21 protein-coding genes and 1 pseudogene are annotated in these 24,122 nt (G+C 70.8%); 6 read left to right on the top strand and 16 right to left on the bottom strand.

Annotation, left to right across the window (positions count from 1 at the left end; genetic code table 11):
• Positions 1-112: 112 nt before the first annotated feature.
• On the top strand, positions 113-2,581 hold the full coding sequence (locus AB0J90_RS02230) for a beta-N-acetylhexosaminidase (protein ID WP_363591251.1): 2,469 nt from the start codon (positions 113-115) through the stop codon (positions 2,579-2,581).
• A 185-nt stretch (positions 2,582-2,766) separates the two neighbouring features.
• On the opposite strand, the gene AB0J90_RS02225 is transcribed toward AB0J90_RS02230, so the two are convergent.
• Together AB0J90_RS02225 and AB0J90_RS02220 are read right to left on the bottom strand one after the other, a co-directional pair.
• Complete coding sequence (locus AB0J90_RS02225; protein WP_363591249.1) at positions 2,767-3,372, bottom strand: class I SAM-dependent methyltransferase; 606 nt, start codon at positions 3,370-3,372, stop codon at positions 2,767-2,769.
• A 142-nt stretch (positions 3,373-3,514) separates the two neighbouring features.
• Positions 3,515-5,590, bottom strand: coding sequence for an MMPL family transporter (locus AB0J90_RS02220; protein WP_363591247.1), 2,076 nt, complete (start codon positions 5,588-5,590; stop codon positions 3,515-3,517).
• Between the two features lie 99 nt (positions 5,591-5,689).
• Between AB0J90_RS02220 and AB0J90_RS02215 the strand changes: the two genes are divergently transcribed.
• Positions 5,690-6,190 (top strand): MarR family transcriptional regulator, encoded by a 501-nt coding sequence (locus AB0J90_RS02215; RefSeq protein ID WP_363591245.1) that lies wholly within the window; start codon positions 5,690-5,692, stop codon positions 6,188-6,190.
• 456 nt (positions 6,191-6,646) lie between these two features.
• On the opposite strand, the pseudogene AB0J90_RS02210 reads toward AB0J90_RS02215, so the two are convergent.
• From AB0J90_RS02210 to AB0J90_RS02180, 7 genes and pseudogenes are all read right to left on the bottom strand, one after another.
• A pseudogene (locus AB0J90_RS02210) lies at positions 6,647-7,042 on the bottom strand (hypothetical protein); the annotation flags it as partial.
• Positions 7,043-7,205: 163 nt separating this feature from the next.
• Positions 7,206-7,562: a hypothetical protein gene (locus tag AB0J90_RS02205; RefSeq protein ID WP_363591243.1), complete on the bottom strand. Its 357-nt coding sequence runs from the start codon at positions 7,560-7,562 to the stop codon at positions 7,206-7,208.
• A 281-nt stretch (positions 7,563-7,843) separates the two neighbouring features.
• Complete coding sequence (locus AB0J90_RS02200) at positions 7,844-8,881, bottom strand: glycosyltransferase family 2 protein (protein WP_363591241.1); 1,038 nt, start codon at positions 8,879-8,881, stop codon at positions 7,844-7,846.
• Positions 8,878-9,891, bottom strand: coding sequence for a glycosyltransferase family 2 protein (locus AB0J90_RS02195; protein WP_363591239.1), 1,014 nt, complete (start codon positions 9,889-9,891; stop codon positions 8,878-8,880). Before AB0J90_RS02195 ends, AB0J90_RS02200 begins: the two co-directional genes overlap by 4 nt.
• Complete coding sequence (locus tag AB0J90_RS02190) at positions 9,888-10,859, bottom strand: UbiA prenyltransferase family protein (protein ID WP_363591237.1); 972 nt, start codon at positions 10,857-10,859, stop codon at positions 9,888-9,890. The genes AB0J90_RS02195 and AB0J90_RS02190 overlap by 4 nt, the downstream gene beginning before the upstream one ends.
• Positions 10,860-10,874: 15 nt before the next feature.
• Entirely contained in the window at positions 10,875-11,894 is a 1,020-nt protein-coding gene (locus AB0J90_RS02185; protein ID WP_363591235.1) for an NAD-dependent epimerase/dehydratase family protein, read from the bottom strand.
• On the bottom strand, positions 11,888-13,201 hold the full coding sequence (locus AB0J90_RS02180) for an aspartate aminotransferase family protein (protein ID WP_363591395.1): 1,314 nt from the start codon (positions 13,199-13,201) through the stop codon (positions 11,888-11,890). Before AB0J90_RS02180 ends, AB0J90_RS02185 begins: the two co-directional genes overlap by 7 nt.
• Positions 13,202-13,427: 226 nt before the next feature.
• Between AB0J90_RS02180 and AB0J90_RS02175 the strand changes: the two genes are divergently transcribed.
• The 3 genes from AB0J90_RS02175 to AB0J90_RS02165 all read left to right on the top strand — a co-directional run bounded on the left by AB0J90_RS02175 (position 13,428) and on the right by AB0J90_RS02165 (position 16,096).
• Complete coding sequence (locus tag AB0J90_RS02175) at positions 13,428-14,480, top strand: glycosyltransferase family A protein (RefSeq protein WP_363591233.1); 1,053 nt, start codon at positions 13,428-13,430, stop codon at positions 14,478-14,480.
• On the top strand, positions 14,477-15,193 hold the full coding sequence (locus AB0J90_RS02170; protein ID WP_363591231.1) for a polysaccharide deacetylase family protein: 717 nt from the start codon (positions 14,477-14,479) through the stop codon (positions 15,191-15,193). The genes AB0J90_RS02175 and AB0J90_RS02170 overlap by 4 nt, the downstream gene beginning before the upstream one ends.
• Positions 15,194-15,289: 96 nt before the next feature.
• Entirely contained in the window at positions 15,290-16,096 is an 807-nt protein-coding gene (locus AB0J90_RS02165) for an AfsR/SARP family transcriptional regulator (RefSeq protein WP_363591229.1), read from the top strand.
• 82 nt (positions 16,097-16,178) lie between these two features.
• Here AB0J90_RS02165 and AB0J90_RS02160 read toward each other — a convergent pair whose 3' ends face one another.
• The 6 genes from AB0J90_RS02160 to AB0J90_RS02135 form a co-directional block, all read right to left on the bottom strand.
• Positions 16,179-16,757 carry a class I SAM-dependent methyltransferase gene (locus tag AB0J90_RS02160; protein WP_363591227.1) on the bottom strand — a complete coding sequence of 193 codons (579 nt, stop codon included), beginning with the start codon at positions 16,755-16,757 and terminating at the stop codon, positions 16,179-16,181.
• Positions 16,758-16,910: 153 nt separating this feature from the next.
• Entirely contained in the window at positions 16,911-17,927 is a 1,017-nt protein-coding gene (locus AB0J90_RS02155) for a lysylphosphatidylglycerol synthase domain-containing protein (protein WP_363591225.1), read from the bottom strand.
• Complete coding sequence (locus tag AB0J90_RS02150; protein ID WP_363591223.1) at positions 17,924-18,952, bottom strand: glycosyltransferase; 1,029 nt, start codon at positions 18,950-18,952, stop codon at positions 17,924-17,926. Before AB0J90_RS02150 ends, AB0J90_RS02155 begins: the two co-directional genes overlap by 4 nt.
• Before the next feature lie 174 nt (positions 18,953-19,126).
• Positions 19,127-20,236 (bottom strand): endonuclease/exonuclease/phosphatase family protein, encoded by a 1,110-nt coding sequence (locus AB0J90_RS02145; RefSeq protein ID WP_363591220.1) that lies wholly within the window; start codon positions 20,234-20,236, stop codon positions 19,127-19,129.
• 61 nt (positions 20,237-20,297) lie between these two features.
• Positions 20,298-21,509, bottom strand: coding sequence for a glycosyltransferase 87 family protein (locus AB0J90_RS02140; RefSeq protein ID WP_363591218.1), 1,212 nt, complete (start codon positions 21,507-21,509; stop codon positions 20,298-20,300).
• 115 nt (positions 21,510-21,624) lie between these two features.
• On the bottom strand, positions 21,625-21,900 hold the full coding sequence (locus AB0J90_RS02135; protein ID WP_363591216.1) for a DUF6289 family protein: 276 nt from the start codon (positions 21,898-21,900) through the stop codon (positions 21,625-21,627).
• A 148-nt stretch (positions 21,901-22,048) separates the two neighbouring features.
• Here AB0J90_RS02135 and AB0J90_RS02130 point away from each other — a divergent pair, with 148 nt between their 5' ends.
• A complete protein-coding gene (locus AB0J90_RS02130) occupies positions 22,049-23,599 on the top strand; it encodes an MFS transporter (protein ID WP_363591214.1) in 1,551 nt (516 codons plus the stop codon).
• Between the two features lie 12 nt (positions 23,600-23,611).
• Here the strand turns inward: AB0J90_RS02130 and AB0J90_RS02125 are convergent, their stop codons facing one another.
• Positions 23,612-24,121 (bottom strand): helix-turn-helix domain-containing protein, encoded by a 510-nt coding sequence (locus AB0J90_RS02125; RefSeq protein WP_363591212.1) that lies wholly within the window; start codon positions 24,119-24,121, stop codon positions 23,612-23,614.
• Between the last annotated feature and the right edge of the window lies 1 nt (position 24,122).

Genomic DNA, 24,122 nt, shown 5'->3' with positions numbered 1-24,122 from the left:
GATCACTCAAGTCGCGCCGGTCGACCGTCACCGCACTGCGTCCACACCGAGCCGTGAGCCAGCGGTCGGTGGGCGCGGACGGGCGCCGCGCACCCCGAGCAGGGAGCGTGACATGCAGACGTCCGGCCGGTTGTTGGCAGGCACAGGGGACAGGCGCTCCACCCGGGTACGCAGACGCCGGCTCGGCGGCGCCGTACTCACTCTCGCGCTGGTGGTCCAGACGATGGTGCTCGCCGGCCCGTCGGCGACACCCGCACTGGCGGACACCGCGCCGACCGGCCCGGCCCAACTCGTACCGATCCCCGCAGACGTGGTGAAGGTGCCGGGGGAGTCGTTCGTGGTCGGACCGACGACCCGGATCGTGGTGGCCCCCGACGGCGCCGGGGCGCTGCCGGTGGCGGAGACCCTGGCAGGGATCATGCGCCCGTCGACCGGCTACCCGCTGCCGGTCACCACCGCCACGCCCCAGCCGGGCGACATCGGACTGCACCTCACCGGCACCACCGACCTCGGCGCCGAGGGCTACCGACTCGACGCCTCGACCGCCGGGGTACGGCTGGAGGCGGCCGAGCCGGCCGGGCTCTTCTACGCCGTACAGACGCTGCGTCAACTGCTCCCGCCGTGGATCGAGAGCCCGACCGTACGCCCCGGCCCGTGGACCGTCGACGGCGTACGGATCACCGACAGCCCCCGGTACGCCTACCGCGGCGTGATGCTCGACATCGCCCGGCACTTCCAGTCGCCCGAGGTGGCCAAGCGCCTGATCGACCAGGCGTCGGCGTACAAGCTGAACACGCTGCACCTGCACGTCAGCGACGACCAGGGTTTCCGGATCGCGATCAACGGCCGGCCCGAGCTCACCACCATCGGCGCCCAGTTCTCCATCAACAACGACCCCGGCGGCTACTGGACCCAGGCCGAGTACGTCGACGTCGTCAACTACGCCGCCGCGCACTTCATGACCGTCATCCCCGAGGTCGACTCACCCGGGCACACCAACGCGATCGTCATGTCGTACGCCGGCCCGCAGGCCGACCCGGTGCTGCCCGACGTCAACTGCACCACCCGTACCCCGCCGCAGTGGAACCTCACCGGCGCCGTCGGCTACAGCGCGATGTGCCCGGAGAGCCCCAACACGTGGGCGATCATCACGGACATCGTCAGTCAGCTCAGCGCGCTGACACCCGGCCCGTACTACCACCTCGGCGGTGACGAGGTGCCCGCGTCGACCCTGTCGAGCGAGCGCTACGTCGCCTTCGTCGACCGCGAGTCCCAGATCGTCAAGGCGCAGGACAAGGTCGTGATGGGCTGGGCGGAGATCTCCCAGGCGAACTTCGGCCAGCCCGGATCGCCGCAGTCGGTGGCCCAGTTCTGGAACAACGGGAACCCGACCGGCTCCGGCGGCGACTCGGCGCGGCGGGCGGTGCAGAAGGGCATGAAGGTCGTCATGTCACCGGCCAACCACACCTACCTCGACATGCAGCAGTTCGTCGGCAGCCCGCTCGGGTTGAGCTGGGCGGGGCGGCTGGACGTCTCGCAGTTCTACAACTGGTCCGGCACCAGCAGCGACCCGGGCAGTTACATTCCGGCGCGTACCACCGGCGGGGTCACCCTGCCCGCGGTGACCGACGCCGACATCATCGGCGTCGAGGCGCCGATCTGGTCCGAGACGCTGCGAACCCTGGCCGACATCGAGTTCCAGGTCTTCCCCCGGATGCCGGCGACGGCGGAGATCGGCTGGTCGCCGAACGTCCACCCCGAACGCAACCTCGCCTCCTTCGTCTCCCGGATCGCCAGCCACGGCGTACGGCGGCAGGTGCAGGGCCAGAACTTCTACGCCTCCCCGCAGGTGCCCTGGCGGGTCGACGTGGCGGCGCCGGACATCACCACCGACCGGCGGATCGTGTCCGGTGAGATCGCCTCGATCGCCACTCCGGGTGCGGCCCTCGACCAGGTGGCGGCGACGGTCGACTGGGGCGACGGGACCACCTCCACGGCGACCCTGAGCGGCACCGCCGGCACCAACAAGAGCATCAACGGCATCTACTCGGCCACCGCACAGCATGCGTACGCCCGCGACGGCGTCTACCAGGCGACGATCACCGCCACCCGGCCGGGCGGCAGCACGACCGCCCACTTCACCGTGGTCGTGAACACCTGCACCGCGACGGTCTCGGGCAACCACAACGGCCCACTGCTCGTCACCGCCGGGGTGACCTGCCTGGCCGGCGCCACCGTGTCCGGACCGGTGACGGTACGGCCGGGAGCATCACTGATCGCCACCGGCGCGTCGATCCGGGGACCGGTGACGGCGACCGGTGCGGCGGTGGTCGAACTGTTCGGCGGTTCGGTCAGCGGGCCGGTGAGCATCACCGGGGCCACCGGTGACGTGATCGTGGAACGGGTCGGGATCAGCGGGCCGCTCGTGCTGACCGGCACCGCCACCGTCCCGGCACCCGTGGTCGCCGGCAACACGGTCAACGGCCCGCTCGCCTGCACGGGCAACACACCCGCACCCGTCAACGACGGCCTACCCAACACCGTGCACGGCCCGGCCACCGGCCAGTGCCGGACCCTCTGACCCGTCGCCGCGCCCTGACCTGTACCCGCCCCTCACCGGAGGCGCGGGTCAGGCGGGCCGCCGGCTCTGCCCGACCTGACGGGGGCAGGCCAGGCGGGAGGCTTTGGCCGACACGACGGGCAGGCAGGAGGCTTTGGCCAAGGTGACGGGTCAGGCAGGTGGCTTGGCTTGGTCGAGGTGACGGGTCAGGCTGGCGGGCGGCGCAGGATCGTCACCGCGAAGTCGGCGTCGGCCCGCCACGGGCGCAGGTCCCAGGTGGCGAAGCGCTGCTCGACCAGCAGCCCGGCGGCGTCGGCGTGGGCGTCGAAGTCGGCCAGCGAGTAGCCACGGTCGGTGCCGAACCCGACCACCACCGGCCCGTCCGGGCGTACGTGCGCGGCGAGCCGGGTCAGCACGGCGGCCTCGGTGCCCGGTGCGACGTACGGCATCACGTTGCCGGCGACCACCACGGCGTCGAACGGATCCGGCTGCCCGGCGGCGGGCAGGTCCAGTTCGGCGAGGTCGGCGATCAGCAGGGTCAAACCGGGGTGATCGTTGCGGGCGGCCTCGATCAGCAGCGGATCGGCGTCCACGCCCACCACCCGGTGACCGCGTACGGACAGTGCGGCGGCCACCCGCCCGGTTCCGCAGCCGGCGTCGAGGATCCGGGCACCGGGCGCCACTATCGCGTCCACCAGCCGTGCCTCACCCGCCAGGTCCGCCCCCTCGGCGGCCAACCGCCGGAACCGGTCGACGTACCACTGCGAATGCCCCGGTGCGGTTTCGGTCGCCCACCGCGTCGCTTGCTGCATGAGCCCACCGTAACCATCCCCGCCCGCCCGGCCCCGCCCCGCCCGGGATCCGGGCTCGGAGATCGACGTCTTCGTCACCTCGACCACTTCGACCCGTCCGGGCGACACATGGCGAACCACGAACCCGGTGGTGGGGCTGTCCCTACCTCCCGGGTTCCGCCGACGGCGTCCGGGAAAGCGTGCCGGGCCACCAGAAGCGGCGGCCCAGGGTGATCGCGATCGACGGTACGAGCAGCGTACGCACCAGCAGGGTGTCGAGCAGCACGCCCAGCCCGACGATGACACCGATCTCGGTGAGCGTGACCAGCGGCAGCACCCCGAGTACGGCGAACACGGCGGCGAGCAGGATGCCGGCGCTGGTGATCACCCCGCCGGTCACCGCGAGCGCGGTGAGCATGCCCTGCCGGGTGCCTGCGGTCAGCGTCTCCTCCCGGGCCCTGGTCGCCAGGAAGATGTTGTAGTCCACGCCGAGCGCGACCAGGAAGAGGAAGGCCAGCAGCGGTACGGAGGTGTCCAGCGCGGCGTAGTCCAGGACCCGGGTGAACAGGAAGTTGCTGGCCCCGAGGGCGGCGAAGAAGGTGGCCACCACGGTGGCGACCAGCACCAGCGGGGCGATCAGGGAGCGCAGCAGCAGGACCAGCACGAGCAGGACCACGGCCAGGATCAGCGGTACGACCACCCTGAGGTCGCGTACGGCGGCCCGCCGGGTGTCCAGGTTCGCCGCTACCGTACCGCCGACCAGCGCTTCCGCCCCGGACACGGCGCCGACCCGGTCGCGCAGCCGCTCGACGGTCCGGTAGCTGTCGGCGCTGTCCGGCTCCGCGTCGAGTACGACGTCGATGGCGACCAGGTCTGCGGCGCGTTCGGTGACCCGGGCGCTGGACACCCCCGGTGTCGCCTCGATGGCCTCCAGGACGGCCCGTTCACCGGCCGACCGGGTGACGATCACGGTCGGGTCGGCCGAACCGGCCGGGAAGTGACGGCTCAGCGTTGCCAGGCCGTCGATCGATTCGGCCTGCACCCTGAACTGCTCGGTCTTGCTCAACCCGAGCCGGGCGTCCGCCAGCCCGGCGGCCAGCACCGCGAGTACCACCAGGGCGCCGGCCAGCACCGCCCGTGGGCGCCGGGCGACCAGGCCGCCGATCCGGGCCCAGACGCCGGTACGGGTCGGGTCGGCCTGGCCCTCGCGGGGAACGAACGGCCAGAACAGGCCACGCCCGCAGACCGACAGTGCGGCGGGGAGCACGATCAGCCCGAACAGTGCGGCGACCCCGATGCCCAGCGCTCCGGTGACGCCGATGGTCCGGTCGTTGTCGAGCACCGCGGTGAGCAGGGTGAGCAGGCTCAGGCACACGGTGGTGGCGCTGGCCGCGATCGCCGGTCCGGCCGAGGAGAGCGCGCGGCGCATGGCCAGGTGCCGGTCGGCGTTGCGGCGCAGTTCCTCGCGGTAGCGGGCGATCAGCAGCAGCGCGTAGTTGGTGCCGGCGCCGAAGACGAGTACGTCGACGATGCCGGTGGTGGAGCCGTCGATGTCCAGCGCGGCGGCCCGGCTGACCATCGCGATGACCGCGTTGGCGACGACGTCGGCCACACCGACCACGGCCAGTGGTACGAGCCAGAGCCAGGGGCTGCGGTAGGTGACGATCAGCAGCGACGCGACCACCGCGACGGTGACCAGCAGCAGCGTGACGTTCGCGCCGTCGAACGCGGAGGCGACGTCGGTGGTGAAGCCGGCACCTCCGGTGACCTGGGCGACGGTGCCCTCGGGCAGGCCGTCGCGGGCGGTGGCGCGTAGCCGGTCGACGATGCCGGCGAGTTCGTCGTTGGGCAGGTCGGCCGGCAGCGGTACGGCGACCAGGGCCGCCTGCCGGTCGGGGGAGAGAACCGGTGGGGAGACCCCCCCACCGGTCGCCTCGGTGGCGTACGCGCGGGCGTCGTCGGCGATGGCGCGTTCGTCCTCGGGCCGCAGCGGCTGACCGTCGCGGGAGTAGACGACCAGGGCCGGGTTGAGTTGCCCGCTGGGCAGTTGGCGCTGGAGGGCGGCGACGCGTACGGACTCGGCGGAGTCGGGCAGCGCCGAGGTGGGGTCGTTGTCGGTACGGGGTTCGCCGCCGAGGGCGATGACACCACCGGAGAGCACCGCGGCGATCAGCAACACCAGCCAGGCGCTCCATCGTCCGCTGACGGCGTGCGCGATCCTGGACCCGAACGCACCCATGCATAACTCCCGACCGTCGAGTATCTCGATGGCCGAGATTATCGACGGGTGAGATAAGGTGCAAGTTGGGCGGAGGGAATCGGCACAGTGGTGGACGGCATGTACCGACCGAGGGACACCCGACGGGCGGTCCTCTCCGGCGAGATCACCTCCGACCTGCGCAACTACACGGTCGACGCCCAGCACATCGGCCACGCGTTCGCCGCGCTGCACGGCCTGGGCGTGACCGACCTACAGGCGCTGATCGCGGTGATGCACGGCGAGCGCCGGGGTGAGCCGATCACGCCGGGCCGGCTGGGGGAGCAGCTCAACCTCTCCTCTGGTTCGGTAACCGCGCTCGTCGACCGGTTGGAGCGGACCGGCCACATCCGCCGGGACCGGGACACCGCCGACCGCCGCAAGGTCTTCCTCCGGTACGCCGACGAGGGCGCCCGGGTCGCGGTCGAGTTCTTCCGCCCGCTCGGTGCGCGTACGGACGTGGTGATGGAGCGGTTCACCGACGACGAACTCGAAGTCGTACACCGTTTCATGCGGATGATGGTCGAGTCGATGCGCGACCACCGCGACGCCGTACGCGCCGCCCGGAACCCGGCGGAGTAGCCGGGCGGCAGGTCAGGACGACTCGGGCGTGTGCGACCGGAGCACGTCCAGCGCCTCGTCGGTGCGGCCCTGCTTGGCGAGCAGGGCGAGCAGCAGACCGACCGAGCGCCAGTCGTCGTCCAGCCCGGCACGCAGCAGGCCGATCGCCTCCTCGACGCGTCCGTGCGCGACCAGGAGGTCGGCCAGTTCGGGCCGGGCGTTCGGCTCGCCCTGTGCGACCGCGAGCCGCCAGAAGTGCTCGGCCTCGTCGGTGTGGCCCTGGTCGAGGAGCAGTGCCGCGAGCCGGGCCGCCGCGTGCCCGTTGCCGCTCTCGGCGCGGATCCGCAGCTCCTCGGTGCGTCCCCGATCGGCCAACAGGTCCGCCAGCACCCGGCCCGCGCGCGACTCACCCGAGTCGGCCAGGTCACGCAGGTAGCCGGTCGGATCCGGTACGGGCGTCAGGCCGGACGCCTCCGCCCCGAAGAACCGACTGCCGCCGAACTCCTGGTGCAGGTGATCGTCGAGATCGTCCGCCAGCCTGATCATCGCCTGGATCGCCAGCAGCAGGTGGGTGGGCTGGAAGTCCTCTCCGAAGACCGGCACCGACGCCCAGATCGTGTCCCCGGTGCAGTAGACCCGGCCGATCACCATGCCGTTGGTCAGGTCGGAGAGCCGACGGTAGAGGGACTCGGTCGGCTGGACTCCGGTGAGCAGCGGCGAGAAGACGTCCACCAGCGGCGGATCCTCCTGCGCCCGTACGAAAATGATCGCCGAACCGGCGCGGATGCCGATGTCTCCGTCGGAGTCGACGCGCAACTGGTCGGCGGTGGTGCCGAGCAGTTGCGCCACCACCCACCTGACCTGGTCGGTGACCTTGTCCCCGGGCCCGGCGGACAGGTCGACCAGCCCGCGTGTCTGGGTGATGGGTCTGGCCGCGAGTGCGGCGGCCAGTCTGGTCCGGGTCGGTAGCGGCACGGAGGCGGTGGTGGTGGACGGCTGGGCCGCGAGGGCCCAGGCCAGCCGGCGCAGGAGTCCGTCAGGCGGCGTCATCGTCGCTTCCCCCCGGTTTGCTGTCCGGTGTGGACGGCCGGTCGAGCACCCGGATCTGGTCGAACATCTTGGCGATGACCAGGGGTGCCGCCACGCCGAAGGTGAACGTCGCGAAGGCGGTCGTGGCCAGTCCACCGGCGGAGGCGGCGGCCGCCAGCCCGGTGCCGGCGAGTGCTCGCAGCGCCACCGCGAACATCACGATCGGACGGTCCCGTTTGTCCCGCCACGGCCACTGCCAGCGTCCCTTCGATTCGGTTGTCGGGCGCATCATGGCGTAGAGGTTCAGCGCTTCGGAGACGGCGCTGCCGACAAGTCCCCAAGTCGCGGCGATCCATAGAGACACGCCCCTACTGTACTGATCGTGGTCGCTTGCCTACCTACCCGGCGTCGTGATCGTGTCGACGATCGTCGAGCCGCCGGTCATGTCTGAACGGTAGCCGCCTCGGACAAGCCGTCGGCGCTGCGGATTCGGGTACGGGGGCGACACGCACCACGGCGTCCGGGCGGGGTCGGCGAACCCCGGACAGGAGAAAGGCCGGGCATCCACGGGGGGAGATGACCGGCCGTTCTGCCAATAATGTAAGCACGATCACGCCGATAGCGCTACCCGTGCGGGTGCGACTGTCATATCGCTTCCCGTACCGGCCTCCCGTCGACCGGGAACGACGCGTCGTAGAGCCCCCGGAAGGTCCGCGAACCGAGCCACTGGAGCGCACCGGTGGCCACCCCGAGCGTGATGGTCACGTTGACGACGAAGTGCAGCCCGGCGAAGAAGACCAGGAAGGGTACGCCGTGCCGGCGGCGGACGAAGCCGTACATGCCGGCGTCGAGGGCGAGCGAGGTGACCAGCAGACCGGCCGGGAGCACCGCCGCCCACGGGCCGAACAGCAACGGCGCCACCAGCGCCGGCAGCACCGCGAACGCGGCCAGGCTGCCCCCGGCCCGCGAAGCCGTCTCGAAGCCCTTGCTGAAGCGGCGGGCGCGGGCGTACAGCGGGATGCGCAACCGTCCGCGGTGGAACAGCTTGCGCAGCAGCCCGCGCAACTCGTGGTCGTGGTCGTGCCGGCCGTGCACGTCGGAGGTGAGCACCATCCGGTAGCGCCGGGTCAGCCGGTAGCCGTAGTCGACCTCCTCGGTCTGGCGCAGCGCCGGGTTGAACGGGCCGATCTCGTCGAAGACGTCCCGCCGGATCACGCAGACCGCGGGGAACAGGAACGAGATGTCGCCCTCAGAGCTGATCGACCAGTAGTGGTACTGCAGCCCCCGGTAGCGGGCAACGGCGGTGTCGTGCAGCAGCGGCTCGGGGTCCTCGATGCCGCACACCGCACCGATGGTCGCGTCGTCGGCGAGCAGGCGTACCGCGTTGGCCACCGCGTCAGGCGCCATCACCAGGTCGGAGTCGACGTAACAGAGCAGGTCGCCGCTGGTGTTCGCGGCGCCGATGTTGCGGGCCTGACCGCAGCCGCCGTTCACCCCGGTGCTGATCACCCGTACGCCGAGCGTCTCGGCGACCGCGATCGACTGGTCCGTACTGCAGTCGTCGACGACCAGGATCTCGACGTTCGGGTAGGTCTGGTCGAGGATGGACCGCAGGCACAGGTCCAGCGACTCGGCGTAGTTGTAGTTCGGCACGATCACCGAGACGAGTGGTTGCGGGTTCATCGGGTAGCCGCCTCCGGTCGGTTGTAGAGCCGGCGGAACCGAGCCGACGCCAGCCAGGCGATCACCCCGGTCAGCGCGGCGGCCGCGATGACCAGGTTGAGGAAGAAGTGCATCGCCACGAAATAGATCAGGAACAGCGGATGGCGTTCCCGGAGCACGAACCGGTACATCGGCAGGTCCCCGGCGACGAAGGCGGCGAAGGTGACCAGCGGTACGAGCAGGAACGCCGGTCCGAGCAGCACCGGAAACGCCACCGTCAGTACGGTGAACAGCGCGGCGATGCTCACCCACGCCCGCGGCCCGCTGCTCAGACCACCGGGAAACTCGGGTTTGTGGGCGTACATGGGGATGTGCAGGGCGGTCCGGGTGAACACCTTGCGGACCAGCACCCGCAACTCGTGGTCGTGGTCGTGCACGCCGCGTACCCGTGGGGTCAGCCAGATCTGGTAGCGCTGGGCCAGCCGCAGGCCGTAGTCGGCGTTCTCGGTCTCGCGCAGCCGGGGGTTGAACGGCCCGATCTCGGCGAAGACCGCCGCCGGGATGGCGAGCAGGGCGGTGTAGAGCGTCATGATGCGGCCCTCGTCGGCGATCAGCCAGTAGGACTGCTGCAGGCAGCGGTACTCCTCGACCAGGCTGTCCCGGATCAGCGGCACCGGATCGTAGTTGCCGCAGACGGCCCCGATCTCCGGGTCGGAGGCGAGTACCTCCACCGCGTTGGCGACCGCGTCCGGCTTGGCCGCCACATCGGAGTCGATGAAGAACAGGATCTCGCCGGACGCGTTCGCCGCGCCGAGGTTGCGGGCCGCCGCCGGTCCCGAGTTCTCCGGCGTACGGAGCACGCGGGCGCCGTACGACCGCGCGACCTCGGCCGAGTCGTCGGTGCTGCAGTCGTCCACCACGATGATCTCGAGGTTCGGATAGGTCTGCGCCTTGAGCGAGGTGAGGCACAAACCGAGCGCGCGGGCGTAGTTGAAGTTCGGCACGATGACCGATACGAGCGGCTTGTTCATCTGTCCATCCATGTCAGCAGGTCCGGATAGCGGGCAGCGACCTCCGCCACGGCCAGCGCGGTGCCGATCAGGGCGGCGCTGGTCACGATCATGGGGTCCCGGAGCAGGGCCCGGATGGGGTCGCCGCCGAGCTGGAGCACCAGGACCGATTGAAGGTAGCGGAAGGCGGCGAGCAGTCCCAGTGGCACCACGACCAGCAGTACGCCCGGGCGGAGCGGGTCGATCGGTGCCTCCGTGTGGAGGTAGAGCAGGAAGGTGGCGGCGGCCAGCGAGGCGTTGAGCCCGAGCAGGTGATCGGCGAGCAGCACGTTGTAGCCGGCCAGCGCGGGCCGGTGCGACACCCCGGCGACGGCGATCTCGGCCCGCCGCTTGCCGAGGATCAATACCAGGCAACCGGTGAAGACGGCGGTCAGCAGCAGGCCGGACGCGGGCCCGCCGGTGGCCGCGTACCCCTGGAGCACGCGCAGCACGAACCCGGCGGCGACCACGCAGATGTCCAGCAGTGGCAGGTGCTTGAGCCGCCGGCTGTACGCGGCGCTGAGTGCGAGGTAGACCACCAGCGGCCACCAGGACATGGCCGGCCCGGCGAGCACCGTGGTCACCAGCAGTCCGGCCAGACCGGCGGCGAGCAGCCAGGCGAGCGGCACCGGCACCGCGCCGGAGGCGATCGGCCGGTGTTTCTTGGCCGGGTGCGCCCGGTCGAGCCGGCGGTCGGCGATGTCGTTGACGACGTAGATCAGTGACGAGGCGAGGGTGAACGCCACCACCGCCCAGCCGGTACGCAGCAGCGTCGGCCCGTTCCAGGCCGGTGCGTCGACCAGCGCCAGCGGTACGGCCAGGATGTTCTTGACCCAGTGGCCGGGCCGGGTCAGCGTGATGAGGTGCCGGGCCAGTGCGAGGACGTTGGTGGTTGCGCGGGGTGCGGCGGCGGGGACGGTCCGCTCGACCGTGGTCTCGACGGCGGTCACGATGGGGCCCTCCGGTCAGAAGAAGATCTTCGCGAAGGCCAGGGCGCCCTGCCGCCAGGGATCGCGGCTGGTCCGTCCGCGCTGCGCGGGCTCGGTCCGGTGTCGCTGCTCGCGCCACCACTCGTAGGTGCGCAGGATCGCGTCCTGGTTGGACAGCTTCGGCGCGAAGCCGAGTCGCTGCTGGGCCTTGTCGATGCTGACGTACGAGTCCCCCATCAGCTTGTGCAGCAGCCGGCCGTAGACCGGGGAGAGTCGGGTGCGCTCCAGCAGGTCGAGCGCGGCGAGCGCGGGTCGGGCCGGCAGGCCGACGACGCGTTTGCCGTGCCCGGCCGCGTCCAGTACGGCCTGGAAGTCGGCGCGCAGGGTGTCGAACCGCTCCGCGCCGAGGTTGTACGTGTCGTTGGCCGCGTCGTCGGGCGCGTTCAACACGGTGACGACCGCGTCCACCAGGTCGTCGACGGCGAACATCTGGATGCGTACGTCGCCGCGGCCGAGTACGGGGAAGTTGCGCCCCTCCTCGGCCCACTCGAACAGCATGGCGAACAGCCCCATCCGGCCCGGTCCGAGGAATGTCTTCGGCCGCAGGATCGACAGCTTGGTGCCGGCGGCCCGGTGCCGTTCGGCGACCTCCTCGGCGGCTGCCTTCGCCGCGCTGTACGTGTCGACCGGCGTACGCGGGTGCTCTTCCGGTGTGGGTACGAGCTTCGGCAGCCCGTACACGGCGGTGGACGAGACGTGTACGACGTGGCCTACCCGGGCCCGGTGTGCGGCGGCGAGCACGCTCTCGGTGCCGTCCACGATGATCGAGCGGATCTCGTTCGCCGGGTAGCTGGGCAGTGCCGCCGCACAGTGGATCAGGGTGGCGGCACCGGCGGTCGCGCGGTCCATCACCCGCGGGTCCCGGATGTCGCCGACCACGCTCACGCCGGGCCCGGACCGCAGGTCCACCCCCTGGATGTCGTGCCCGTCGGCGGCGAGCCGTTCGGCCAGTCGGGAACCGAGCATGCCGGCCGCCCCGGTAATGGTGATCACCACAGCGACGACCCCACCTTCTGCGCCACGAACCGGGTGACCAGCCGGGTCAGCCCCTGGCTCAGCACCTCGCCGAGGGCGTCGGTGGCGCGCTGTACGTCGGTCGGCTCGGTGACCAGGGAGGGACCGAGGATCAGCGGGTTGAGCCCGTTGAGCGTGTAGTAGGTGAAGATCTGGTGGTCCTGGTAGAGGGCGTTGATCACCGCGCAGGTGACCAGTTTCGCCTTGAACCTCGGGTCGCGGGCCATGCCGGCCGGGGCGACCTTGGCCACCAGGTCGAGGATCTTCGGCCCGCCGTCGATGTGTACGCCCCACAGCGCGCCGGCTCCGGCGACCCGACCGACCGCGTCCGGGAACTCCTTGGCCAGCCGGTTCAGGGCCGGCTCCAGTACGCGTTCCAACTCCCGGGCCCGCCCCGGATAGTCGTCCTCCACCACGATGTTGATGGCCTCGAGCGCCGTCACGCACTCCTCGCCCATGCCGTAGTAGGTGGTACTGGTGCTCTGCAACAGCGCGTCGGTCAGGTTGTCGTACGCCTTGCGGAAAATCGGCTCCCGAGCGACAAAGGCCGAAATGGAGGACTTCCCGCCGCCAAAGGACTTGCTCGTGGTGAGGACATCCGGCACCAGACCTGGATAGCGCATAAAATAGAACAAGCTGCCGGTCTTGCCCCACCCGGTGTAAATCTCATCGAAGATGAGCACTATGTCGTGCTGAGTGCAGAGCTCGCGGAGTCCACGAAGGAAATCTTCATCGCACCACTGGATGGTGGACGCGCTGAACGGCTCGACGATCAGCGCGTATACGTCATCCGGATGTGCGGCCAGCGCGGCACGGACCGACTCCAGGTCGCCGTAGGTAAAAGGAACAATGCCGGGAATCGTGGGGAAGGCGAACGACGGTTGGCCGGTGAGCCCACCCGATCCGAGCAGCTTCCCGTGGAATCCGCAGTCGGCCCGCAGGACCGTGCCGCGCCGCCCCCGGTGGTACTTGTAGGCCAGCTTCACCGCGCCCTCGACCGCCTCCGCGCCCGAGTTGGGCAGGAAGGACATCGAGAGGTCGCCGGGGAGGAGCTGGGCCAGGTTGTGGCCGAGCGCGGCCAGGTAGGGCGAGAAGTACGTCTTGTGCACCTCCATCCGCCGCTGGTCGGCGAACCGCTGCCGGGCCGCCACGATGCGGGGATGGTTGTGCCCGTGGTTGAGTACGCCCACGCCGCCGGTGAGGTCGAGGATGCGCCGCCCGTCGCGCAGCACCAGGTACGCACCCTCGGCGTGGTCGACCAATTCGCGGCCGAACCCGAACGAGGTCATGAGGCTGACCTGGCTGGCGTTGACGTATCGGCGATAGAGGTCATGCACCTCACGAACAGTGAGCCGGTCGCAATCGTCGAGGCTGACCAAATTGGACATACTGCGACGCTATAGTTCGGTCCGGAATCTTTTCTGGACCGGCCCTGGACGGAACCTTGACTACTCAAGGCAACGCTTGCCAGTCCGAATGCGGCTAGATAGCGTGGTCGCGGCACGATCGTTTTCGATGCGTCAATGTTCCGACCATTCGCCCCTGCGCTCCGGTGAGGTGTTGATCATGCGCCCGACGGTGTCGGTCATCATCCCCGTGTACAACAGCTCGAAAACCCTGCGGGCCTGCCTGGAAGCCGTCTACGCGCAGCGCCACCCGATCACCGAAGTTATCGTGGTCGACGACGCGAGCACCGACGACACCCGGGACATCGCCCGCGAGTTCCCTTGCCGACTGCTGGTCGCCGACCAGAATATGGGACCGGCGGCCGCTCGCAACCGGGGAATTCGGGCCAGTACCGGTGAGATGCTGTTCTTCCTCGACTCCGACTGCGCGCCCGAACCAGACGCGCTGGACAACGCCCTGGCGATTCTGCGCGACCAGCCCGACGTCGCCTGCGTACACGGCATCTACGCACTCCAGCCGATGTTCGACGACGGGCCGGTCGAGGCGTACCGGCTGCTGCACGGCCACTACTGGCGGTTACGGAACGTGGGGCGGGTCCGTACCACCCTGTTCGCGGTCTGCGTGACCCGCCGGGTCGCCTTCACCGAGGTCGGCCTCTTCGACGAGAAGCTGCGGGCCTCCGAGGACGTCGAGTTCGGCGACCGGCTGGCCGACCGGTACGCGACCGTACTCACCGACACGGTGGTCTGCCGGCACGACGACGACAGCCACCTCGGCAAGCTGCTGCGCAAGCAGTTCGGCCGCTCGCAGCTGCTGGTCCCGGTCGCCCTGGCCGAGCGGGGACCGGCCGGGATCCGCGCCAACGGGCCGGCCGGCCTGCTCACCGCACTGCTGGTGCCGCTGTCCGTACCGGTTGTCCTGCTCGGCCCGGTGTTCCTGCCGCTGCCGGCGTTTTTCTTCGGGCTGTTCGCCGCGGCCGACCCGGGGCTGCTGCGTTTCGTGCTGCGCCAGCGCGGCCCGGCGTTCGCCGTCTTCTTCTACGGCGTACACCTGCTGGTCCAGCTCACCATCGCCGCCGGAGCCGCCGTCGGCGGGCTGCGGCACCTGGCCGACCGGGACTTCGGACCGACCCGGATGGCACCCGTGGAGCCGAGGCGATGAACGGCGCCACGGACGAGAACGGGCGTGGACTGTCCTACCTGTCCGCGCAGGCGTTGCACTACCTCTTCTTCGCGATCAGGGGTCAGCAGTTCCTGCGTCGGCGCGCGAGCCTCGGCGGCAGCCACTGGCCGGCGTTCGGTGTGCCGGGTGCGGGCATCGCGTTGACCATCGACGACGGTCCGCACCCCGAGTGGACACCCCGGATGCTCGACCTGCTGGCACGCCACCAGGTACGGGCCACGTTCTTCCTGATCGGCGACCGGGTACGCGAGCAGCCGGAACTGGCCCGCCGGGTGCTGGCCGCCGGGCACACCATCGGCAACCACTCGATGTCGCACCCGCAGCCCTTCGCCGCGCTCTCCCGGCAGCGGATGCGGGCCGAGATCTCCGGTACCCAGGACGAGATCGCGGACGCGACCGGTGTACGTCCCCGGCTGTTCCGCGCACCCGGCGGCAACTGGTCCCGCGATGTCCTGCGTACCACGGCGGATCTCGGTTTGAGCGCCGTCGACTGGACGGTCAACCCGAGCGACTGGCGCAGTCCGGGCGTACACCGGATAACCCGGACGCTGTCGCGCGGTCGTGCCGGCCAGGTGTTGCTCTGCCACGACGGCGGCGGCGACCGCTCGCAGACCGTCGAAGCCCTGGAGACCGTGCTGCCCCGGCTGTTGGACCGGGGTCTGCGCTTCGTCACCCCCGACGGCGGCAGGTGATCGTGAACGTCTCGGGTCGGTCTCCACCGGAGCCACGGCCAGCACCGATGGGAAGCCGGGTGCCACGCCTGTCGACAGCTTGGGTGGGAGAGACCTATGCCGGACGATGACCTTTCTATCTCGCTGCTCGGACCGATCCGGACCGAACGCTGCGGGTACGCGCTCTACCTGGGTACGCCACGGCAGCGAGAGGTGTTGGCGGTGCTCGCGCTGCGCAGCGGCATGGTGATGTCGGTGGCCCAGATCGTCGACGCGATCTGGGTCGGGCGGCGGCCCAACTCGGTGGAGAACATGGTGCACACCTACATCGGGCGGCTGCGGCGGGTGCTGGAGCCGCCGGGGCGGCGACCCGCCCTGGCCCAGGTGCTGCGCTCCACCCGCCCCGGATACACGCTCGACATCCCGGACGGGTCGGTCGACATCACCCAGTTCGAATGGGACATCAAGCTGGCCCGCGCGGCGCGGGCCCAGTCCGACCTGCCGCAGGCACTGCAGATGTTCCAGCAGGCGCTGGGCCGGTGGTCCGGCCCGGCGCTCCAGGAGGCGACCGGCCCGCTCGCCGAGGCCGAGCGGATCCGGCTCACCGAACTGCGTCAGGACGTGGTGGAGGAGACCACCGGTGTACGACTGCTGCTCGGCGACGACGAGAACCTGATCTCCGAGCTGCGCTGGATGCTCGCCGAGCAGCCGATGCGGGAACGGCTCTGGGAACTGTTGCTGGTCGCCCTCGGCCAGACCTCGCGTCGGGCGGAGGCGCTCACCGCCTTCGAGGACGCCCGGATCACCCTGGCTGACCGGCTCGGGGTGGAACCGGGGCACCAACTGCAGGACCTGCACCGCAGGCTGCTGCGCAGCGAACCGGTGGCGGTACGCCCCTGGTGGGACCGCCGCGTCTCGGTCTGAGCAGACTCGACGTCGGGCCGTACGGGGGCGGCCCGCCCGCGACCGCGCGGTTTCGCGTCCCCGTCGCCGGCCTTCTGCCGGTTCAGGGCGCGACAGCGCTGCCGTTCACCCCGTCCGGCTGTGCGGACGGTTGTTCCGCCGGGGCGGCGAGCACGAAGAACGCCCCGACCGGCCCTTCGCCGAGCCGGGTCGGCACCTCCGCGACCACGGGTACGCCGCAGGTCCGGATCACCTCCACGAACTCCCCGGTCTGGGACACGTCGTAGACCTGCACCACGATCCGTCCGCGCGGCGTGAGCAGGGCGGGCAGCCGGCGCAGCAGGGCCGCGGACTCGGCACCGGACAGGTAGTAGATGACCTCGCGCAGCAGGATCGCGTCGTACCGCTGCGACGAATCGAAGGTACGGATGTCGCCGACGTCGAACGAGGTGTTCGGTCGACCCAGCGCCCGAGCCTGCGCGATCGCCTTCCGACTGATGTCCACCCCGTGGTAATGCCGGTACGACCCGGGCTTCAGCGGCAGATTGGCGCTGGTGCCGCAACCGAGGTCGAGAATGGTCGGCTGCGGAGCCCAGGTTTCGATCAGTGACAGCGGTACGGTGCCGTCGGACATGCCGTCGAGATAGCTCCACAGACCGAGCGCGTACTGGGTGTCCCACATCGCCGCGTTGATTCTGCGATTGGGGCGGACGAAAAGCCGTACCGGGATTCTGGTCAATCGCGACAGTGCCCGGAAGAGTCCGTTGGACATGAGATCACCGACATTCCTGGTCGCGTACGGATCGTGAGTGAAATGCGTCGTTCTCCGGTGAGTTCAACCTGCCAGGGCCGGGTCGGCTGTGCGGTCGACGACGGTCCGGCGGCGGTGCATGTACTGCGCGATCAGGAGCCCGCCCGCGCCGATCGCGACCTCGCTGAGCGCGCAGACGAGTCGGCTGGCGAGCACCACCGGGGTGGCGACCGACAACGGCATGACGGTGGCCAGACCGACCATGAGCACGGCCTCCCGTACCCCGAGGCCGTCCGGGGCGATCATGACGACCAGTCCCGCCACCGTGGCGGCGGCGAACCCGGCGACGCAGACGAGGTACGACTTCGCGGGCGGGGCGCCAGCGGTGACCGCGAGCAGCCAGAGGTGGTGCCCGGAGACCACCCAGGACAGCGACTGCGAGGTGATCGCCCGGCGCATACCGGCCGGTGACGCGCTCACCTCCGGTGGTTGGCGCCGCAGCAGCCGGGCCGCGGTCGCCAGCCCGCGGTTGAGCAGGTCCGGTCGGGCGAACAGGACCACCAGCGGCACGGTGGCCAGCAGCAGCCAGCCGGTGGTGCCGCCGAGCACGGCCGGTCCGGCGGCGAGTGCGACCGTCGCTCCGGTCAGCGCCACCACCACCCAGCTCAGCATGAAAACGCCGGCCAACCGGACCGGCCCGACGTTGATCTCCTTGCCCATCCGCAGCAGCACCGGCAGGGCGACGAACCTGCCGGGCACGAACTTGGCCAGGAAGCCGACGAAGAACAGCCGGTACGCGGTCCACCGGTTCACCGGCGCACCCAGGTCGACGAAGAGCGCGCGCCAGGACAGCATCCCGAGCAGCAGCCCGGACGCGTTGATCAGCAGTGCGGCGACCAGTGCGGCGCCGAGCCGGACCGGGTCCAGTTGGGCTGCCAGCGCCCGGACCGGTGCCCAGTCCTGGTCGCGTACGAACAGCACCAGGCCGACGGTCAGCCCCACCACGAACACCACGACCAGCGCCTGGTTGAGCAGGCGCCACCAGCTGACGCCGGTCCGAGCCGCCGGTGGTGGCGGTGTGTCGCCGGTCCCGGGCGTCATCGCCGTGCTCCCAACGCCGCCGGGCGGGTCTCGCCCGGCCGCAGCCGCCGGAGCAGGGACCGGCCGACCCCGATGGAGAGGCCGGCGAACTCGGTCAGGTGGGTGAGGAAACGCATCGCCGTGGCGTAGAGCAGGAAGGCCGGTCCCCGCTGGCGCAGCGCGAAGGCAAGCAGCTCCCGGTCGGCGACGAGGAATACCGTCAGCAGACCCAACGGCACCAGCAGCAGCCAGGGGGAGACGACGACCAGGGGCACGGTGGCGACCGCGAGCGCGCTGCCGAGCAGGCCGGCGACGGAGGCGCGGTCGACCCGGTGCGGTGCCCGGCCGTCCGGTGGGGCTTCGGGGACCGGCCGGGGCGCCCGGCGGGCCAGCACCACCGCGTCGGCGTACGTCAGCGCGCGGCGGAACAACTCGGACACGTACGGCCACAGCCGGTCCACGTCGTCGTGCCGACCCACCATCTGCGCACTCGTCCGGATCTCGTACGACGCCGGCAGTCGGGTGCCGAACTCGATGTCCTCGGCGTCGCGCAGCCGCTCGTCGAAGCCGCCGACCAGCTCGAACACGCTGCGCGGCACGGCGGTCAGGGCGAACATGGTGGACGTGGCCAGCCCGGCGTCGCGCCGCCGCCAGAAGTGCTCGAACAGCGTCTTGTAGGACTCGACCGGCCCGTCCGCGTACAGCGGGTGCAGGTCGTAGATGCCCTGCACCACCCCGCAGGCCGGGTGCTCGCGCAGGGTGCGCAACGCGACGGCCAGCGCGTCCGGTGCCAGCGCGATGTCGGAGTCGACGAAGAAGAGCACGTCGCCGCCGGCCCGTGCGGCACCGGCGTTGCGCGCCGCGGAGACTCCCCGGTTCACCGGGAACGCCACCAGCGTGCAGTCGAAATCGGCGACGATCTGCCGGGACCGGTCGGTACTGGCGTCGTCCACCACGACCACCTCGGCCGGGGTGTGGGTCTGCGCATAAACCGCTGTCAGGCAGGCCCGTATCGTCTTTTCCTTGTTGTGATTCGGAATGACCACCGACACTCGCACAATTCGAGGCTAGCGGCGGGCCGACAGAAAAACAATGGCCGTGAATATCTTTGTGGACGATCGGGTGGCGTTGAATGGGAGCTGTTCCGGTGCGCGCCGAATTCCGCGCCTCGAATCAGCGCGGAATCGCCCCGGCCGTTGCCATTCGGTGTTCCGGCCCGGCTATCCGGTCGAGATGACCAATTGCTGTGGGCGGTGGTCGGACAGACCGCGGGCGCTGTCGAACTCGTACGAGTGGACGCGCACGTCGGGCGAGACGAAGGCCCAGTCGAGTCGCCACCAGCGGGGCCAGTTGGACGACTCGGCCCAGCTCCGCGGGTAGATCGAATTCATCGCGTACGCGGCGTCGCGCAGGCCGTCGGGCAGCTTGCGTACATCGCCCATCGCCGGGCTGGTGTTGAGGTCACCGGCCAGCAGGACCAGGTTGTCGTTGACCGCGACGTCGCGGGCCAGCGCCCGGAACTGCGGTTCGCGCTGACCGTGCTGATCCTTGACGACCCGGTAGAAGTCCCCGTCCAGGGGCCCGTCCTCCGGGGACAACTGCACCGGCAGGTGCACGTTGTACGTCGACAGCACCCGTCCCCGCCCGAGATCCAGGTCGGTACGCAGCGACTTGTAGAGCCAGTGGTCGGTGCTGCCCGCCGTGGGTGGTGGCAGGTCCGGTGCGTCCAGCGGGAGCTGCCGCAGGATCGGGAACCGGGAGACGGTGATCAGTTCTCCGACGATCGCGATGTGGAAACCGGGGAACTCGGCCCGCAGGCGGGTCGCCGCCGGGTCGAGTGGTTCCGGTGTCTTCTCGTACCAGTACTCCTGCAACAGGTAGACGTCGGCGTCCGCCTCCCGCAGCATGCGGTAGAACGCCTCGGTGTCCTCGCCCTCGTCCCAGTAGCCGGTGTTCCAGGAGAAGACCCGGATCGCGTCGGCCGGAGCGGGACCGTCCCCGCCGCCGAACCGGTGGACGTTGATCCCCGACAGGGGTGCGGCGAGCAGCAGCGCGGCGGCGGCGAGCAGTGCCACCGGCCCGCGCGACCGCCGGCACGGGAACGCCCCGACGGCCAGCACCACCGGGACGACCAGGAAGAACATCGGGGGGATGGCGTCCACCGCGAGCCAGAGCCACCACTGCCCGCTGAGCACGAGATGCGCCACGACGAAGGCCAGCCAGGCCGCCCCGGCCGCGACCAGCGCCGAGTAGAGCCACCAGCGCCAGCCCCGCCGCGCGGCGGGACGGGTCAGCTCCCGGACCGGCGCCTCCGGCGCGATCACCGTCATGACATCGACCGTACCGATCCGCATGTAACCCCTTCTGAACCGGCCCTGGATCCAACCTTGACTACGGTCGGCGACCGCGGCGCAGATAAAACGGCAGGTAGCCGAGTGCGGCCAGCCCGATCAGCACGTACAGGTTGCTGTAGAGCAGGCCCAGACCCTGGAAGTGCAGGTCCCGGCCCTGAATTCCGACGAGTACCCAGGCCGTGGTCGCCACCAGGACGAGCCAGACCGCCCCGGCGACGGCGAGGACTGTCCGGTTGCCGGTGGGTCGGGCCCGGTCCACCAGCAGCACCAGCGCCGGCACCACCCAGACCCAGTGGTGGTGCCAGGAGACCGGGGAGACCAGCAGCCCGGTCGCCGCGCAGGCCAGCACGCCGAGCAGGTGCTCGCCTCGGCGTACGCACCAGGCCGCGAGGACGATGCCCGCCGCCGCGACCAGGGCGGCCACCGGCAGCCAGACCGTGGACACGTCGGCCGAGTCGGCCAGCCGGGCCAGCGCGCCGTGCAGCGACTGGTTCAGGATCGTACGGGGGTCGCCCGTCACCCGGGACGAGTCGAGCAGCGTGCCGCCCCAGAACTGCGCCGAGTCCGCCGGCCGCCAGGCGAAGCCGACGGCCACGGTGGCGAGGAATCCGGCCACCGCCGTGGCGGCCGCGCGGATCCGCCCGGTGGCGAGCAGGAACAGCACGAAGATCAGCGGGGTGAGCTTGAAACCGGCGGCGACACCGACGCCGAGCCCGTACCACCAGCGCCGGGGGTCGCCGGTCAGGTCCACGAGCACGATCAGCACGAGGAACAGGCCGACCTGACCGGCCTGCAGGTGACCCGACACCGCGAACATCGGCAGCGCGACCACCGTGGCCACCAGCGCCGGCAGGGTGCGGCGGTCGGCCGTGGGGGCAGCCGACCGCCGGGTCACCTGGACAACGGCGACCAGCGCAAGGACCGAGGCGAACGTCCAGACCGCGATGGCAAGATCCGGTCCGACGTACGCGAGTGGCTGGAACAGCAGTGCCGCGAACGGCGGGTACGTGAAGCCGAGCTCGATGCCGTCCGTGCCCCGGACGGCCACGTCGTACAGGGTGCCGTCGCCACCCGCGGCGGCCGACGCGCCCGTACGGTAGGCGGCGAGGTCCCACCAGAACTGCCCGGTGGCCCGGTGTACGGCGACCGCGGCGGCGGCGATCAGCACCGCGAGCGCCGTCGGTGCGAGCGCCGTGAGCCTCGGACGGGTCCGTGGGCGACTCGGCGCCTGCGTGGTCAGAGAAGGCATCAGCACCGCGTCTCCCTCCGTCGCCGGGCGAGGAAACGGTAGCGAGCGGCGCTCTACCCTTCCTGGAACCGACCTGGATTACCCAGCGTCGACCGTCACCGGGCAGGCGGGCGGGTCAGAGCGGGTCGGGGCACTGCGCCGTGGAGAATTCCAGGTAGCGGCTGGTGACGCCGAACGAGTCGGTGGTGCCGTCACAGAAGATGGTCCGGCCCCCGACGATCGTCTCGTGGTCGGCGGAGCTGTAGTAGAAGTAGCTGCACTGGTATCCGGCCCGGCAGTGCGGGATGGCCTGCGCGGGTGCGGCGGGACCGAAGATGATCGCCGTGGCGGCGCCGGCGGTGGCCGCCAGCATGGCGAGCGATCGGCGGAGGGTGACGTTGCGACGGGACATGTTTCCTCCCAGCGTCTGTCCACATCGGATGGTGGACACCGTCACCACATTCTGCGGCGGTGACCCCCCGAGTGCAATGGGTAGCCGGCCCCCCGCATCAGGCAAGATCGGCAGGACTAGCCTGGTAGACCCCGCCCGAGGAGCACCGATGACCGCCGCCACATCCGACCGTCCCGCCAGCGACCTGGTGCGGTACGGGCAGCCGGCCGGTCGCTGGGTGCTCTTCGCCACCGTGCTCGGCTCCGGCCTCGCCTTCATCGACGCGACCGTGGTCAACATCGCCCTGCCCCGGATCGGCGACGAGTTCGACGCGGGTGCGGCGGCGTTGCAGTGGACCGTCAACGGCTACACGCTGAGCCTCGCCGCGCTGATCCTGCTCGGTGGTTCGCTCGGGGACCGGTTCGGCCGGCGCCGGGTCTTCGTACTCGGCATCGTCTGGTTCGCGGCGGCGTCGCTGCTCTGCGGGGTGGCGCCGAACGTGGAGGTCCTGGTCGGGGCCCGGGTGCTCCAGGGCATCGGCGGTGCCCTGCTCACGCCGGGTGCGCTGGCCATCCTCGGTGCGTCGTTCCATCCCGACGACCGGGCCAGGGCGATCGGCGCCTGGTCGGGGCTCGGTGGCATCGCGGGAGCGCTCGGGCCGTTCCTCGGCGGGTGGCTGGTCGAGTCCGCGAGCTGGCGACTGGTCTTCCTGATCAACGTACCGCTGGCCGCGATCGTGGCGCTGGTCGCGCTCCGGCACGTACCGGAGTCGCGTGACCCGGACGCCCCGGACCACCTCGACGTTGTCGGGGTGCTCACCGGCGCGGCCGGTCTCGCCGGTCTGACGTACGGCTTCACCGCGTGGCCGGCGACCGGACCTACCTCGCCGACAGTGCTCGGTGCGCTGGCCCTCGGTGTCGCCGGCCTGGTCGGTTTTGTACTCAACGAACGGCGCTCGCCGCACCCGATGCTGCCGCTGGAGGTGTTCTCGGTCCGGGCGTTCAGCGCGGTGAACCTGGTGACGTTCGCCGTGTACGCCGCACTCGGCGGGGTGTTCTTCCTGGTGGTGCTCAACCTCCAGGTGGTGGTGGGCTTCAGTCCGCTGGCGGCCGGGACCGCGATGCTGCCGGTGACCGTGCTGATGCTGCTGCTCTCGGCACGGGCCGGCGCGCTCGGCCAACGCATAGGTCCACGGATCCCGATGACGGTCGGCCCGATCGTCTGCGCGGTGGCGCTGGTGCTGCTGGCCGGCATCGGGCCCGGCACGACGTACCTCACCGGGGTGCTGCCGGCGGTGCTGCTGCTCGGCCTGGGGCTGTCGCTGACCGTCGCGCCGCTGACCGCCACCGCGCTCGGCTCGGTCGACGAACGGCACGCCGGCATCGCCAGCGGGGTGAACAACGCGGTCGCCCGTGCGGCCGGCCTGCTCGCGGTCGCGGTGCTGCCGCTGGCCGCCGGCATCGGCAGCGGGAGCCTGACGAACGCGGCCGAACTCCACCCGGTCTACCGGGTCTCGATGCTGATCTGTGCGGGGCTGCTGCTGCTCGGGGCGGCGATCAGCCTGGTCGGCATCCCGTCCCGGCTGGCCTCCCGGGGACGACCGCCCACGACCGGCGCCGGGCCCGACCCCGAGCCGGTCCCCAGCCCGGTACGGGTCCACTGCGCCATCGCCGGCCCACCGCTGCACCCGCGGCCCGGCACCACGGTGTCGAAGACCTGACCGGGGAGCACCTCACCCGCTGCCCCGGCCGACCCCGACGGCGACCGGTGCGGCGCGTCGGCGCAGGCCCGGGCCGGGGCGGGGCACCACGTCCCGGGGTGCGGTGACCTGGTGACCGTCGGCACAGCGCAGTTCGACGCGTACCGGGGCTTCGCAGTCGCGGTGCACGGCGAGCAGGGGAGAGCCTTCCGGGTCGGCGAGGTAACGGTCGCCCCAGGCCAGCAGTGCCACCAGCATCGGCCAGAGGTCCAGGCCCTTGTCGGTGAGCCGGTACTCGTGCCGCTGTCGGGCACCCGGCTCCCGGTAGGGCTCGCGGCGCAGCAGTCCCTCATCGACGAGCCGGGCCAGGCGGTTGGTCAACACCTGCCGGGGTATCCCGGTCCGCTCGCGCATGTCGTCGAAGCGCCGTACGCCGGTGAAGACCTCGCGGAGCACCACCACGGTCCAGCGTTCACCGAGGATCGCCATCGCCCGCGCGATGGTGCAGTTGTCCAGTTCCCAGTCCAGTGCCGTCGGTGTCACC

The organism is Micromonospora sp. NPDC049523 (genome assembly GCF_040676775.1).
Lineage (GTDB): Bacteria > Actinomycetota > Actinomycetes > Mycobacteriales > Micromonosporaceae > Micromonospora_G.
Note: the sequence above shows the minus strand (reverse complement) of the source record. Positions and strands in the feature narration are given on the sequence as shown.

Coding starts and splice junctions, on each gene's coding strand:
- AB0J90_RS02230 (WP_363591251.1), top strand. CDS start 113: ATGCAGACGTCCGGCCGGTTGTTGGCAGGCACAGGGGACAGGCGCTCC.
- AB0J90_RS02225 (WP_363591249.1), bottom strand. CDS start 3,372: ATGCAGCAAGCGACGCGGTGGGCGACCGAAACCGCACCGGGGCATTCG.
- AB0J90_RS02220 (WP_363591247.1), bottom strand. CDS start 5,590: ATGGGTGCGTTCGGGTCCAGGATCGCGCACGCCGTCAGCGGACGATGG.
- AB0J90_RS02215 (WP_363591245.1), top strand. CDS start 5,690: ATGTACCGACCGAGGGACACCCGACGGGCGGTCCTCTCCGGCGAGATC.
- AB0J90_RS02200 (WP_363591241.1), bottom strand. CDS start 8,881: ATGAACCCGCAACCACTCGTCTCGGTGATCGTGCCGAACTACAACTAC.
- AB0J90_RS02195 (WP_363591239.1), bottom strand. CDS start 9,891: ATGAACAAGCCGCTCGTATCGGTCATCGTGCCGAACTTCAACTACGCC.
- AB0J90_RS02180 (WP_363591395.1), bottom strand. CDS start 13,201: ATGACCTCGTTCGGGTTCGGCCGCGAATTGGTCGACCACGCCGAGGGT.
- AB0J90_RS02175 (WP_363591233.1), top strand. CDS start 13,428: ATGCGTCAATGTTCCGACCATTCGCCCCTGCGCTCCGGTGAGGTGTTG.
- AB0J90_RS02170 (WP_363591231.1), top strand. CDS start 14,477: ATGAACGGCGCCACGGACGAGAACGGGCGTGGACTGTCCTACCTGTCC.
- AB0J90_RS02165 (WP_363591229.1), top strand. CDS start 15,290: ATGCCGGACGATGACCTTTCTATCTCGCTGCTCGGACCGATCCGGACC.
- AB0J90_RS02160 (WP_363591227.1), bottom strand. CDS start 16,757: ATGTGGGACACCCAGTACGCGCTCGGTCTGTGGAGCTATCTCGACGGC.
- AB0J90_RS02155 (WP_363591225.1), bottom strand. CDS start 17,927: ATGACGCCCGGGACCGGCGACACACCGCCACCACCGGCGGCTCGGACC.
- AB0J90_RS02145 (WP_363591220.1), bottom strand. CDS start 20,236: ATGACGGTGATCGCGCCGGAGGCGCCGGTCCGGGAGCTGACCCGTCCC.
- AB0J90_RS02140 (WP_363591218.1), bottom strand. CDS start 21,509: ATGCCTTCTCTGACCACGCAGGCGCCGAGTCGCCCACGGACCCGTCCG.
- AB0J90_RS02135 (WP_363591216.1), bottom strand. CDS start 21,900: ATGTCCCGTCGCAACGTCACCCTCCGCCGATCGCTCGCCATGCTGGCG.
- AB0J90_RS02130 (WP_363591214.1), top strand. CDS start 22,049: ATGACCGCCGCCACATCCGACCGTCCCGCCAGCGACCTGGTGCGGTAC.